The 13,223-nt window shown below is 69.8% G+C and carries 10 protein-coding genes; 7 read left to right on the plus strand and 3 right to left on the minus strand.

The annotated features are described in order from the left end of the window. Window positions 1-12 precede the first annotated feature (12 nt). The 3 genes from ABT127_RS02630 to ABT127_RS02640 are packed head-to-tail and all read right to left on the minus strand — an operon-like array spanning window position 13 to window position 4,572. Window positions 13-1,956, minus strand: a complete 1,944-nt coding sequence (locus ABT127_RS02630) for an ABC transporter permease/substrate-binding protein (protein WP_351444075.1) — start codon at window positions 1,954-1,956, stop codon at window positions 13-15. Continuing rightward, on the minus strand, window positions 1,946-3,520 hold the full coding sequence (locus ABT127_RS02635; RefSeq protein ID WP_351444076.1) for a sugar ABC transporter ATP-binding protein: 1,575 nt from the start codon (window positions 3,518-3,520) through the stop codon (window positions 1,946-1,948). The genes ABT127_RS02630 and ABT127_RS02635 overlap by 11 nt, the downstream gene beginning before the upstream one ends. Before the next feature lie 56 nt (window positions 3,521-3,576). Beyond that, entirely contained in the window at window positions 3,577-4,572 is a 996-nt protein-coding gene (locus ABT127_RS02640) for a LacI family DNA-binding transcriptional regulator (RefSeq protein WP_351444077.1), read from the minus strand. A 222-nt stretch (window positions 4,573-4,794) separates the two neighbouring features. Between ABT127_RS02640 and ABT127_RS02645 the strand changes: the two genes are divergently transcribed. The 7 genes from ABT127_RS02645 to ABT127_RS02675 all read left to right on the plus strand — a co-directional run bounded on the left by ABT127_RS02645 (window position 4,795) and on the right by ABT127_RS02675 (window position 13,201). Then, window positions 4,795-5,376 carry a hypothetical protein gene (locus tag ABT127_RS02645; protein WP_351444078.1) on the plus strand — a complete coding sequence of 194 codons (582 nt, stop codon included), beginning with the start codon at window positions 4,795-4,797 and terminating at the stop codon, window positions 5,374-5,376. Window positions 5,377-6,186: 810 nt separating this feature from the next. Continuing rightward, the gene (locus ABT127_RS02650; RefSeq protein ID WP_351444079.1) at window positions 6,187-6,615 is read left to right on the plus strand and encodes a hypothetical protein; all 429 of its coding nucleotides are present in this window, start codon (window positions 6,187-6,189) and stop codon (window positions 6,613-6,615) included. Window positions 6,616-6,813: 198 nt separating this feature from the next. Beyond that, window positions 6,814-7,569, plus strand: a complete 756-nt coding sequence (locus tag ABT127_RS02655; protein ID WP_351444080.1) for a hypothetical protein — start codon at window positions 6,814-6,816, stop codon at window positions 7,567-7,569. A 9-nt stretch (window positions 7,570-7,578) separates the two neighbouring features. Continuing rightward, a complete protein-coding gene (locus tag ABT127_RS02660; protein WP_351444081.1) occupies window positions 7,579-8,886 on the plus strand; it encodes a peptidoglycan-binding protein in 1,308 nt (435 codons plus the stop codon). Next, the gene (locus ABT127_RS02665) at window positions 8,883-9,602 is read left to right on the plus strand and encodes an ABC transporter ATP-binding protein (RefSeq protein WP_351444082.1); all 720 of its coding nucleotides are present in this window, start codon (window positions 8,883-8,885) and stop codon (window positions 9,600-9,602) included. Before ABT127_RS02660 ends, ABT127_RS02665 begins: the two co-directional genes overlap by 4 nt. Further along, window positions 9,596-10,867 carry an ABC transporter permease gene (locus ABT127_RS02670; protein ID WP_351444083.1) on the plus strand — a complete coding sequence of 424 codons (1,272 nt, stop codon included), beginning with the start codon at window positions 9,596-9,598 and terminating at the stop codon, window positions 10,865-10,867. The genes ABT127_RS02665 and ABT127_RS02670 overlap by 7 nt, the downstream gene beginning before the upstream one ends. A gap of 117 nt (window positions 10,868-10,984) precedes the next feature. Continuing rightward, window positions 10,985-13,201, plus strand: a complete 2,217-nt coding sequence (locus ABT127_RS02675; protein WP_351444084.1) for a glycoside hydrolase domain-containing protein — start codon at window positions 10,985-10,987, stop codon at window positions 13,199-13,201. The last annotated feature ends 22 nt before the right edge of the window (window positions 13,202-13,223 follow it).

A 13,223-nucleotide genomic window follows, 5' to 3' on the forward strand; every position in this document is an offset into this window, starting at 1 on the left:
TTCGTGCACGGGTCAGTTGAAGTCAGCCGCGTTCTTCGACGTCACGACCTTCACCGGTACCTTCACCGCCGGGTCGATCTTCTTGCCGCGGGCGGCGTCCACCGCGTTGCGCACGGCGATCTCGCCGAGCTCGCGCGGCTGCTGGGCCACCGAGGCGTACATCGTGCCCGCCTCGACCGCCTTGATGCCGTCGGCCTCGCCGTCGAAGCCGATGACGGGCACCGACTTCCCGGCCTTGGAGCCGAGCGCCTTGACCGCGCCGAGCGCCATCTCGTCGTTGGCGGCGATGACGCCCTGGACGTCGGGGTGCGCCTGGAGCAGGTTCGACATCACGTCGAGGCCCTTGGTGCGGTCGAAGTCGGCGGGCTGCTGGGCGAGGACCTTGATGCCCGGGTACTCCTTGAGGCCCTTGGCGAAGCCCGCCGCACGCTCGCGCGCCGCCGACGTGCCGGCCTGGCCCTGAAGGATGACGATCTTGCCCTTGCCGCCCAGCTTCTCGGCCATGGTCCTGGCGGAGAGCACACCGCCCGCGACGTTGTCGGAGGCGACGAGGGTGGCGACCTTGCCCTTCTCCACCCCGCGGTCGACGGCCACGACCGGCATCCCGGCCTTGTTCGCCGCGGCGACCGAGTTGCTCGCGGCGGCCGAGTCGACCGGGTTGAGGACGATCGCGTCGAGGCTGGAGCTGGTGAAGTTCTGCAGCTGGTTGGCCTGCTGCGAGGCGTCGTTCTGCGCGTCGGTGACGGTCAGGTCCACGCCCAGCTTCTCCGCCTCGGCCTGCGCGCCCGTCCGGATCTGCACGAAGAACGGGTTGTTGAGGGTCGACAGAGACAGGCCCACCTTCGGCTTGTCGGACGCCGAGGTGCCGCCGTGCAGGAAGGAGGTGGCGCCGACGATCGCGACGGTGACGACCGCCGCGAGCCCGTAGGTGGCGGCCTGCCTGCCCCTGCCGCCCCCGCCGCCGGAGGTCACCGGCGTGGCCCCGGCCTTGCGCCGCAGCGTGTCGAGCAGCACGGCGAGCGCGATGACGACGCCGATGACGACCTGCTGCCAGAAGGCGGACACCGACAGGAGGTTGAGGCCGTTGCGCAGCACCGCGAGGATCAGCGCGCCGATCAGGGTGCCCGACGCCTTGCCGGTGCCGCCGGCCAGCGAGGCACCGCCGATGACGACGGCGGCGATCGCGTCCAGCTCGTAGCCGTCCGCGGCCTGCGGCTGTGCGGAGGAGAGCCGGGAGGCGAGCACGATGCCCGCGGCGGCGGCGAACAGGCCCGACAGCGCGTAGATGACGAGCTTCTGCTTCTTGACGCGCAGCCCGGACAGGCGCGCGGCCTCCTCGTTGCCGCCGATCGCGTACATGGCGCGGCCGATGTACGTACGGCCGAGGATCACGGCGGCGATCAGCCCCATGACGACCATCACGAGCACCGGCACCGGCAGCCAGCCGCCGAGCGTGTCGCCCAGGTGCGAGACCGAGTCGGGGAACGGGATCGGCGAACCGTCGGAGATCACCAGCGCCAGACCGCGCCCCACCGACAGCATCGCGAGCGTCGCGATGAACGGCGGCAGCTTCCCGTACGCGATGAGGAAACCGTTGACGAGACCGGCCACGATGCCGGTCGCGACGGCGAGCACCACCGCGAGGACGACCGGTATCCCGGCTTGCGTGGCGCTCCACGCCAGCACGGTCGCCGACAGCGCGGCCACCGAGCCGACCGACAGGTCGATGCCCGCCGCGACGATCACGAAGGTGACACCGAAGGCGAGGATGGCGGTCACGGCCGCCTGGACGCCGATGTTGAGCAGGTTGTCGGTGGTCAGGAAGTCCCCGGACAGCGCGGAGAGCGCGATGACGAGGACGATCAGCGCGGTCAGCGCGCCGTTGTCGAGCAGGAGCCTGCGCAGCCCGGCGGCACCACTGGTGCCCGGCTTGCTCTTGAGCGTGTCAGTGGCCACGACGGGCCTCGCTTTCGTCGGTCGTGGAGGTTTCGTCGGTCGGGGAGGGGGAGGGGGAGGGGGAGGGGGAGGTGGAGACGGCGAGGGCCATCACGGAGTCCTGGGTGGCGTCCTCGGCGGCGAGTTCACCGGCGATCCGGCCCTGCGCCATGACGAGCACGCGGTCGCTCATCCCGAGGACCTCCGGCAGATCGCTGGAAATCATCAGCACGGCGTGGCCCGCGGTGGTCAGCTCGTTGACGAGCTGGTAGATCTCGACCTTCGCGCCGACGTCGATGCCGCGCGTCGGCTCGTCGAGGATCAGCACCTTGATGTCCGCGAGCAGCCACTTGCCGATGACGACCTTCTGCTGGTTGCCGCCGGAGAGCGTGCGCACGTGCTGGCCGAGCCCCGCCATCCGCACGCCCAGCTGGGCGGCGATGCGGTCGGCCGCCGCGTGCTGGCCCTTGCGGTCCACGAACCCGCCGCGGGAGGCGGCGCGCAGGGTCACGAGGCCCAGGTTCTCCTCGACCGACTGGTCGAGCACCAGCCCCTGCCCCTTGCGGTCCTCGGGCACGAGCCCGACGCCCGCGGCCATGGCGGCGTTCACGTCGTGGCGCGGCAGCACGGCACCCGCGACCTCCACCGAGCCCCGGTCGTACGGGTCGGCGCCGAAGACCGCGCGCACCACCTCGGTGCGCCCGGCGCCGACGAGTCCGGCGATCCCGACGACCTCACCGGCCCGCACCTCGAAGGAGATGTCGTGGAAGACGCCGTCGCGGGTCAGCCCCTCGACCTTCAGCAGCGCGCTCCCCGTTTCGGGCCGCTCGCGCGGGTACTGCTGCTCGATCGACCGGCCCACCATGAGGCGGACCAGCTCGTCCTCGGGGGTCGACGCGGGCACCTGGCCCACACTCCGCCCGTCCCGGATCACGGTGACCCGGTCGCCGAGGGCGGCGATCTCCTCCAGGTGGTGGGTGATGAAGACGATGCCGACGCCGTCCGCGCGCAGCGCGCGCACGATGGCGAAGAGCTTGTCGACCTCCTCGGAGGTCAGCACCGCGGTCGGCTCGTCCATGATCAGCACCCGCGCGTCGAGGCTCAGCGCCTTCGCGATCTCCACCATCTGGAGCCGGGCGATGCCGAGTTCACGCACGCGCGCGCGAGGCGACACGTTCACGCCCACGCGCGCGAGCAGCTTCTCGGCGTCGGCCTCCATCCGCTTGCGGTCGACGAGACCGAAGCGGCGCGGCTGCCGGCCCAGGAAGATGTTCTCGGCGACGGTCAGATCGGGGACCAGGTTGAACTCCTGGTAGATCGTCGCGATGCCGAGCCGCTCGGCGTCCTGCGCACCGTGGATACGGACCTGCTCGCCGCCCGCGACGATGCGGCCCTCGTCGGGGGTGTAGGCGCCGGAGAGCATCTTGATCAGCGTGCTCTTTCCGGCCCCGTTCTCCCCGAGCAGGACGTGCACCTCCCCGCGGCGCAGGTCGAAGTCGACGCTGTCGAGCGCGACGACACCGGGGAAGGTCTTCCGTATCCCTTCGATGCGCAGCAACTCGTCCGGGTTGCGCGGCTGTTCCACCGGGCTCTCCTCTCCATTGAGGTACGCGGTTGTGGGGTTGTCCCTGTACACGGGGGTCAGGCGGGGGCGCCGCAGGAGCGGCGCACGACGAGCGCGGCGGGCAGGGTGACCGAGGCGGGGGTGCGCCCCTCGATCCGGTCCACCAGGGCCCGCACGGCGGCCCGCCCCAGCTCGCCGGTCGGCTGGGCGATCGCCGTGATCGGCGGATCGGTGTGCACGAACCAGCGGATGTCGTCGAAGGCGGCGAGCGCGATGTCGTCGGGAACGCGCAGCCCGCGCGCGCGGATCGCGTCCAGCGCGCCGAGCGCCATCAGGTTGTCGGCGGCGAAGACGACCTGGGGCGGTTCGGGCAGGTCCAGGAACCCCTCCGTCACCCGCCGCCCGCTCTCCGCCTGGAAGTCGCCCTGCCCGATGTAGGCGTCCGGCAGCTCGATCTCGTAACGGGCGAGCGCCTCCCGGAAGGCGTCGACGCGCTCGCTGCCGGTGGTCGTGGCGGCCGGGCCCGCGATGATCGCGAGGCGGCGGTGGCCGAGCCCGTGCAGATGCGCGACGAGGTCCCGCACCGCCGTCCGCCCGTCGGAGCGCACGACGGGCACGTCGACGCCCGCGATCCAGCGGTCGACGAAGACCATGGGGGTGCCGGCCCGGGCGGCGTCCAGCATCAGCGGAGAGCCGCCGTCGGTGGGGGAGACGAGCAGTCCGTCGATCCGCCGGTCCAGCAGGGTGCGCACATGGTGGTCCTGGAGGTCGGGGCGCTCGTCGGCGTTCCCGATGATCACGCTGTAGCCGAGGGCCCGCGCCTCCTCCTCGACAGAACGGGCCAGCTCCCCGAAGTACGGGTTCAGCACATCGCTGATGACGAGGCCGAGCGTGCGGGTCTGGTCGGTGCGCAGGGAACGGGCCACGGCGTTGGGCCGGTAGCCGAGCGACGCCACGGCCGCCAGCACGCGCGTCCGGGCGTCCGGGCTCACGGACGGGTGGCTGTTGAGCACCCGGGACACCGTGGCGACGGAGACACCGGCCGCGGCCGCGACGTCCTTGATGCTCGCCATCGAGCGGCTCCCTCTGGGTGGCAGTGGGGCTCATGTGGCCGTGGTGGGACGCACATGTGCATGGAATCGATTACATGAGGGATTGGAATCGATTACACGGCTTGCTGACAACCCCTGTTCCGGTTGTCGTGACCGGATCGTGATGGGAGCGGGGGAGATGTCGGTGCCGCGTGCGATGGTGGAAGCCGCAAGCCCGACACCCCGGAGAGGGAGCACAGGACCGTGAACCACGCGCAGCTCACCGCACTCGGCCGCGCCCTGCGTGTGCTCGGGGAGCACGGCGAGAAGCTGACTGCCGACACCCCGGACGACGTGCTCCACGAGGTGCGCGGTGACCTGACGCGCGCGCTCGACCGGCTCGACGACGCGACGACGGGCCAGAAGCCGTCGACCCGCTGCAAGGAGCATCCGTACGGCCCGGTCGAGACCTCGGCCCCCGACCTGTGCCTGCTGTGCGAGACCCGCCGCCGCAAGGCCCACCGCTCGCAGATCTCCGGGGACTACGGCGGCCCGGCCCCCCGCCCGACCGCCGACCGCCCGGTCATGTCGCGCTACGGCACGCGCGAGGACCGCCCCCAGCCCCAGCAGCGCTGGATCCCGGAGATGTGGAACGGCCAGGTGTGGCAGCTGTGCGGCGCCCCCCGCCACGACCGCCGCGAGGCGGACCTCTACCTCGCGGCCCAGCGCCGCCGCCCCGACGCGGCGATGGCGTACCGCCTGGTCCACGAGTTCACGGACTACGAGGTGGTGCGGGTGTGGGGGACGCCGGTGCGGGTGGATCCGGAGCCGATGGGCGGGATCTAGGGCGGCCGGGGCGCATCGCGGGCCCGCGCGTTCCGCGCTCGCGACAAGTCCGGCCGGGCCGGCCCCGGGTGACGGGGCATTCGTGAACCGCCGGTGAAGTCGCCCGCTCACCAGCACGGAAATGCGCGGGCCGACCGGCTGCGACCTGACCCGCCGGACAGGCCCTGGGCGACCGTGATCAGTGGTGCGCCGGACCGCCGGTCCTGGCCCGCCCCGGCCGCGCGGATTCGATCTGGTCAACAGCCTTCTTGTGTCCGGGTGTTGACGGAACCGACGGCGCGACGCGCCCCGGCGAATTCGACGAGCGTTCCGATCCGGGCCGGAGCTCCAGGGCGGGCGAAGACGTCCTGGTTGTCGGCGTATGCCCGGCGGGCGGGGCGCGACGCGGGGCTCCGACACGCCTTTGTTCCCAGATCGTGATCTTCTCGTCTCCGCAGGTGGGAGCGGAGTGAAGCGCTTGCGGTCGGTCCGTCAATGCCCCCACACGGCCTCCCATAGGGAGATTGAACCAGATGCCCACTTCAAGGCCATTGGTCGTCCTTATCGCTGCCCGATACAGGCAAATCGCCACACCGGCGATCCGGTTCCGCCGATGGTTGTACGCCGCCGGGTAAAAACTTGGGAACGTCACGAATTCCTGGGTGCTTTCACAACCTCTTGAAAAGTTTCACGCCCCTGTGTGTACTGAGGTCCATACCAGTTAGTGCTGCGCATTCCTGGCTCGCATTCTCGAAGCGTGCGGAGGCTTGTGCTTCTCTGGCGTGCGCAGAAACAAGGGGAGGGTTAATGCGTCACCTGAAGAAGGCCGTCATGGCAGTGACGATGGCCGCGGCCGTCGGAGCCGGCATGGCCACGCCGGCATCTGCGGCGGGCAACGACTACAACAACTATTGGTTCGGCTGCAATTACGACTCTTCGAACACCTTCAAATTCCGGATCTTCTACAACTCGAACCTCGCGGGCGACTACCGGAACATCGGTTACGCGGTCTACGACTTCGACTCGGTCGAGGACGGCACGGGGTACAGCCCGCTCACCTACTGCGGGTTCCGGAGCAGCGGCAGTGGCCAGCACGTGAAGAACAACGCGGCGTCCGCGCGCAACTCGCACGCGACCTACACCGGTGCGCTCTATTACAACAGCGGTTACAAGGGCGCCACGGATTACATCGTGGGCACGGTGAACCAGCTCGACGCCACGTACAACGAAAACGCCTCGTTCCAGTGGGTGAGCCTCTAAAAAAACGCGGGTGCCCGCAAAGGCGGGCACCCGACTGCTCATTTCCCCCACTCATTTTGGAAAGCCCACATGCGCGCTAGGTTTTCGAGCATCGCCGCAGTAGCTGTCGCCGCGGTGTGTTTGCTCGCAGGATGTTCATCGTCATCGGACTCGCAAACGGAGTCCGCTTCTTTCGACTCGAAGGACCCGGCCAGGTGGGTGCTCCCCCTGCAGGCCTACATGCCCTCGGCCGAGGAGCAGGGCCAGCTGTCGCAGGCGCGGAAGATTGCGATCGGCGACTGCATGAAGGGGTTCGGTTTCACGTGGGTTCCCGCGCCCGAACTGCCGAAGGTCGGGCCGAAGACGCTGACGGACTGGCGCTACGGCATCCATGACATGGCGCTGGCCAAGGAGCGCGGGTACAAGGCGGACGCGCAGGAACAGGCGGCCTATGACGCGGCTGTCGACAAGGGTGCGGTCGACGGCACGACGTCCGACGGACCGGACGCACGCGCACTCGACGGGCGCATCAAGGAAGTCGACGGCAAGACGGTTCCCGAGGGCGGCTGCGTGGGGGAGGCCAACCGGGGCGTCGCCACTGCGGCACTGCAGGCACGGACCGCGCTCGAGCTGGCCAACGCGGCCTTCGCGAAGTCCCAGCAGGACCCCAAGGTGGTCAAGGCGTTCGCGGACTGGTCCGCGTGCATGAAGCGCAGCGGCTACGACTACGCGAAGCCGCTGGACGCGAGCGACGACCCCAGGTTCAGCGGCGAGAAGGTGACGTCGGAGGAGATCTCCACCGCCACCGCCGACATCACGTGCCGGCAGAAGACGGACGTCGCCCGGATCTGGTTCCAGGCCGAGTCGGCACTGCAGAAGCAGGCCGCCGAGGACCACGCCGAAGAGCTGTCGGCGGAACGGAAGACGATCGATTCCGCGGTGCGCCAGGCCTCGAAGATCGTCAAGGGCAAGTAGAGGCGACCCGTGGCTGAAGAGATTGCCCCGCACCGGGAGACCCGGTCGCGTCGGCGGCAGGACGGACTGGGGCGCCGCCGACGTGTCCTGTTGCTCGTGATCGCCGGCTCGGTGGTCCTCACCGTCGCCGGTGTGGTCGCCGCCTCGTTCATCAAGTCGCCCGCGCAGGCCGCCGCCGACACCCGCCCGCCTGTCGCGAGCGTGCTGACCGCTGCCGCTCAGAAGAAGGTGCTGTCCGAGACGGTCATCACGCGCGGCAAGGTCGCCGCGTCCCAGCAGGTCGACGTGTCGGGCAGAGGCGCGGGGGAGAAGGACGCGGGGCGCGCGGTGGTCACGAGAGTGGCGGTGAAGGAAGGGGCGTCGCTGCGCATGGGGCAGCTGCTGCTGGAAGTCTCCGGCCGCCCGGTCTTCGTCCTCAAGGGCGAGCTTCCCGCCTACCGGGACCTCAAGCCCGGCAGCACGGGCGACGACGTGAAGCAGCTGCAGCAGGCGCTGGCCGACCTCGGCTACCCCTCGGGAAGCGACGGCGCCGGCACCTTCGGCTCAGGTACGGAACGCGCCGTGACCCTCTTCTACCAGGCCCATCAGTTCACGCCGGCGACAGAACAGGGCGCTCCCGCGGCGACGCCGAAGGCCGGGACCGCGCAGCCCGACGCGGGGAGCGCCGAGACCGGAGGGACCACCGCCGACCCGCAGTCGGCGCCGGTCTCCCAGGTCGTCGTGCCGATGGCAGAGATCGCGTACGTGCGCGCCGAGCCGGCCCAGGTGGACCAGGTGTCCGCCCAGGTCGGGGACGAGGCCGACGGCGACCTGCTCTCCATCGCGGCCGGAGCCATGATGGTCGACGGCTCCGTCGGCCCGGACGTCAAGGGGCTGGTGAAGCCGGGACAGCAGGTGTCCATCGCCTCCGAGGTCACCGGCGCCCGCGCCACGGGCACGATCGAGTCGGTCGCGGACAAGCCGACCAAGCCGGAGAAGGGCGCGGAGCAGGCGAGCGGCGACAGCTACGCGATCCGGATCAAGCCGTCGGGGCGGCTGCCCGCCGACCTGGCGGGTGAGGACGTGCGGCTCACCATCACGGCCGCGTCCTCGCAGGAGGCGGTGCTGTCCGTCCCCACGTCCGCGGTCTCCGCCGGAGAGGACGGACGGACGACGGTCACCGTGCGCCGCGGGCAGCACGAGCGGCGCGTCGAGGTCGAGACCGGGATGACGGCGGACGGCTACGTGCAGATCACGCCGCGGGAACCCGGAGCGGTCTCGACCGGCGACCGTGTCGTGGTCGGAGAGGACGCGACGCGTACGGCGGGGGACGAATGACCACGCCGCATCCGGACAGGGCCGCCGTCATCTCCCTGGAGGACCTGGGGCTCACCTACCCCGGCCCACCGTCCGTCACCGCACTCCACCCCTGCCGACTGCGGGTCGAGAAGGGTGAGTTCGTCACGATCGTGGGGCCCTCGGGATCGGGCAAGTCCAGCCTGCTCAACGTGCTCGGACTGCTCGACAACCCGACCCGGGGCGTCTACCGCCTCAACGGGGTGGACACCTCGACGGTGAACGACAGCCGCCGCGCCGCCCTGCGCGGGAGAGAGATCGGCTTCGTGTTCCAGGCCTTCCACCTGCTGCCTCATCGCACGGCCCAGGAGAACGTCGAACTGGCCATGGTGTACCAGCGCACTCCTCGCCGTGTCCGCCGCACGAAGGCCGCGGACGTCCTGGACCGCGTCGGTCTGGCGCACCGGGCGCACGCGCTGCCCACCCAGCTGTCCGGCGGCGAGCGCCAGCGCGTGGCCATCGCGAGAGCCCTGGTGGCCGAGCCGGCCCTGCTGCTGTGCGACGAACCGACAGGAAATCTGGACAGCGACACCGCCGCGTCCATCCTCGATCTGCTCGGTCGACTGCACGGCGAGGGGATGACCGTGCTCGTCATCACCCATGACCGGCACGTCGCCGAACGGGGGCAGCGCATGCTGACCATCCGCGACGGGGTCCTCACGGAAGCCGCACGCGCCGGGGCGGGAGCGGCATGGTGAAGCCCCGCCGCCGACGGGACCGGCCGGAAGCGACCGCCAACGGCCGTGCCGCCGCGCGCTCCCGGTTCGCACTGCGCGACCTGCTCGCCGAAGCCGTGGCCGGTGTCGTGCAGCGTCCCGCGCGTTCGGCGCTGACGTCCCTGGGCACCGTCCTGGGCGTGGGCGCCTTCATCGCGGTGCTGGGGCTCACCGGCACCGCGGCCGCGCAGATCGACACCCGCTTCAATCGCCTGACCGCCACCGAGGTGACCGTGGAGGACACCGGCGGCGACGACGCCGACCGCGTACCTCTGGCGTTCCCCGAGAACGCCGACGCCACGATGGGCCGCGTCAACGGCGTCGAGGCGGCCGGCGTGTACTGGAAGGTCCGCCTCGCCCCCGACGAGACCGTCCGGTCCTCCCCGGTGGGAGACCTCAACGGCGCCGTGTCCCAGACACCGGTCGTCGCGGCCTCGCCGGGAGTCCTGAAGGCCGCCAAGCCGCACTTCGTGCAGGGACGTGCCTACGACGCCTTCCACGACACCCACAACCAGTCGGTGGCCGTGATCGGTTCGGCCACCGCCGCCCGGCTCGGCATCACCACCCTGCGCACCCAGCCGGCGATCTTCATCGGTGACACCGCCTTCACCGTGATGGGCATCTTCGACGACGTCGGACGCAAGCCGGACCTGCTCCTGTCCATCGTCGTTCCGAGGACACCGGCCGAGCGGATCTGGGGGCCCCCGAAGGACGAGCGGGCCAAGATGCTCATCTCCACCCACCTGGGCGCGGCCGCGCAGGTCGCGGACCAGGCCGCTCTCGCCCTGCGACCGGACCACCCCGATTACCTGCGCGCTGTTCCGCCGCCCAACCCCAAAGCCCTGCGCAACGCCGTCGGCGGCGATCTGGGAGAGCTGTTCCTCCTGCTGTCGATCGTCTGCCTCTTCATCGGCGCGGTCGGCATCGCCAACACCACCCTGATCGCGGTCATGGAGCGCATCGGCGAGATCGGTCTGCGGCGCGCGCTCGGAGCCCGGGCCCGGCACATCACCTGGCAGTTCCTGACCGAGTCCGCCGCGCTCGGCCTGCTCGGCGGCATCGCCGGCACCTCGCTCGGCACCGCCGTCGTCGTGGGCGTCTCGCTCCACAACGAATGGACCCCGGTCCTCGACCCCGTGACCCTCGGCGTGGCCCCGGTCCTGGGGCTCGGCACCGGGCTGCTGGCCGGCCTGTACCCGTCGTGGCGGGCGAGCCGTGTCCAGCCCGTCGAGGCCCTGCGCCGGTGACACCGCACCAGGAGGACTTCCGCCGGCGGCCGGTGCGAACCCGCTGACCCGGCAGCCGATTTCCAGCGGAGCGTCCCGGCCCGGGAGCTCCGCCCAACCGAGAGACGAGAGGGCAAGATGGCTGACGAGATGGTGCTTCGCGCCCAGAAGTTCATCAACACGACCTACGGCAACGGCGCGACACTCGGCATATCCAAGCTCGACGAGGACGGAAAGACCGGCTGGCCGGTCATGTACGCCCTCACCCGGGCACTGCAGTACGAAATGGGCATCACCGCGCTGTCGGACGCCTTCGGCCCGACGACCCTGTCCACCATCGGCTCCAAGTACGGCAAGCTCGACGACACGACGATCCCCTCGGCCAACTTCTGCCGGATCATCCAGTCCGCCCTGTACTGCAAGGGGTACGACGGCGGCGACATCGACGGCGTCTACAACGACCGCGTCAAGGCGGCCGTCGCCAAGCTGCACCAGAACATGGGCGTGGCCGGCACCTATCCGGGCAGCTCCCTGTGGCCGAAGACCGCCAAGGGCCTGTTCAACATGGACGCCTACGTCACGATCAGCGGCGGCTCCGACACCGTCCGCGCCATCCAGCAGTGGCTCAACGGCCGGTACGTGCTGCGCAAGGACTTCTACATCATTCCCTGCGACGGCTACCACTCCCGCGACGTCGCCAAGTCGATGCTGTTCGCCATCCAGTTCGAACTGGGCATGGCGGACGGCGTGGCGAACGGCGTCTTCGGACCGGGAACCCAGTCCGGCCTGAAGTCCCACACCGTCTCCGTCTCCAGCAACGCGACCGGTGTGTGGGCGCAGCTCTTCACGGCGGCCATGGTGCTGAACAAGAACACCGTGGCGTTCGGGAACTTCACCGAATCCGTGCGTCAGGCCGTGGTGGCGTTCCAGACCTTCAGCGGCCTTCCCGCCACCGGAGCGGGAGACTTCTCCACCTGGGCGTCCCTGCTGGTGTCCTACGGCGACCAGTCGCGCAAGGGCACGGCCTGCGACGGCGTCACCAGGATCACCCCGGAGAAGGGCGCGGCGCTCAAGGCGGCCGGCTACGCGTACGTGGGCCGCTACCTCTACAACCCGTACCCCGACGGTGATCTCCCGGAGAAGCAGATCCAGACGGGTGAGCTCTACGACATCAAGCAGGCCGGGCTGCGCTGCTACCCGATCTACCAGACGTGGAGCCGCTCGGCCGACTACTTCAGCACCACGCAGGGCACCAGGGACGCCGTCGAAGCCATCAACTGGGCCCGCTTCCACGGGTTCAAGGCCGGCACCGTCATCTACTTCGCGGTCGACTACGACGCGATGGACGGTGAGGTCACCTCGTACGTCGTCCCGCACTTCCGTGCCGTCACCCGCACCATCAGCGAGAACTCCCAGTACAACGTCGGCATCTACGGTGCGCGCAACGTGTGCCAGCGCGTGATCGACGCCGGGTACGCGTCCGTGTGCATGGTCTCCGACATGTCCAGCGGTTTCTCCGGCAACCTCGGTTACCCGCTGCCCTCCAAGTGGTCGTTCGACCAGATATCCACCATCACGGTGGGCTCGGGCAGCGGATACATCGAGATCGACAACAACATCGCCTCGGGCCGCGACACCGGTCAGGGCGACTTCGACGCCCCCATCCCGTTCTACGGCATCGACACCGACCTCGACACGGACGCGTACCGCGCCTCCATGCTGACCGACGTGAAGAACTACCTGAAGTCGATCGGTGTCCCCGAGACCGGCGGCGACGGCTGGACGGACTCGGACTGGGCCACCCTCGGCGGGATCTCCACCACCGAGGCCTACAACGCGGTCGTGGACGCGGACGCGCTCTTCACCTCACTGGCCCGCACGCTCAAGATCCGCAAGGCCCTGATCCAGGCTCCGGTCATGTGGGAGCTGCGCAAACTCAATCCCCTGGACTTCATCGCCGACGCCGCCGTCAAGGCCGGTGAGAAGGACGACTGCAGCACCGGCTGGGGACAGATCTTCGCCAAGACGGCCATCATGGCCCGCAACTACTGCATCGGCGAAGGCATCATCAGCGGCACGCCGATGGACTACGACAACGCGGCCGACCTGAAGACCGTGTGGAACCAGCTCCACGACGACCAGGAGTACAACATCCGCTCCGTCGCCTACACACTGATCTTCAACTCGGAGCTGCTCGGCATCCCGCGCCCGGACCTCACCAGCGACGACCACGTCACGGAAGCCGTGCTCGGCCGGTACAACGGAACGGGCCCGGACGCCGAGCAGTACGGATCGCAACTGATGGGTCTGTACCGGGTCCTGGAGAACTACAACGCCTTGTCGCGCGGCGCGTAGCACAAGCACGGAAGAAGGCTGG

Origin of the sequence: Streptomyces sp. NPDC001904, from assembly GCF_040297005.1 — a bacterium.
In the GTDB taxonomy this organism is placed as follows: domain Bacteria; phylum Actinomycetota; class Actinomycetes; order Streptomycetales; family Streptomycetaceae; genus Streptomyces.

Coding starts and splice junctions, on each gene's coding strand:
- ABT127_RS02650 (WP_351444079.1), top strand. CDS start 6,187: ATGGCAGTGACGATGGCCGCGGCCGTCGGAGCCGGCATGGCCACGCCG.
- ABT127_RS02665 (WP_351444082.1), top strand. CDS start 8,883: ATGACCACGCCGCATCCGGACAGGGCCGCCGTCATCTCCCTGGAGGAC.
- ABT127_RS02675 (WP_351444084.1), top strand. CDS start 10,985: ATGGCTGACGAGATGGTGCTTCGCGCCCAGAAGTTCATCAACACGACC.
- ABT127_RS02640 (WP_351444077.1), bottom strand. CDS start 4,572: ATGGCGAGCATCAAGGACGTCGCGGCCGCGGCCGGTGTCTCCGTCGCC.
- ABT127_RS02670 (WP_351444083.1), top strand. CDS start 9,596: ATGGTGAAGCCCCGCCGCCGACGGGACCGGCCGGAAGCGACCGCCAAC.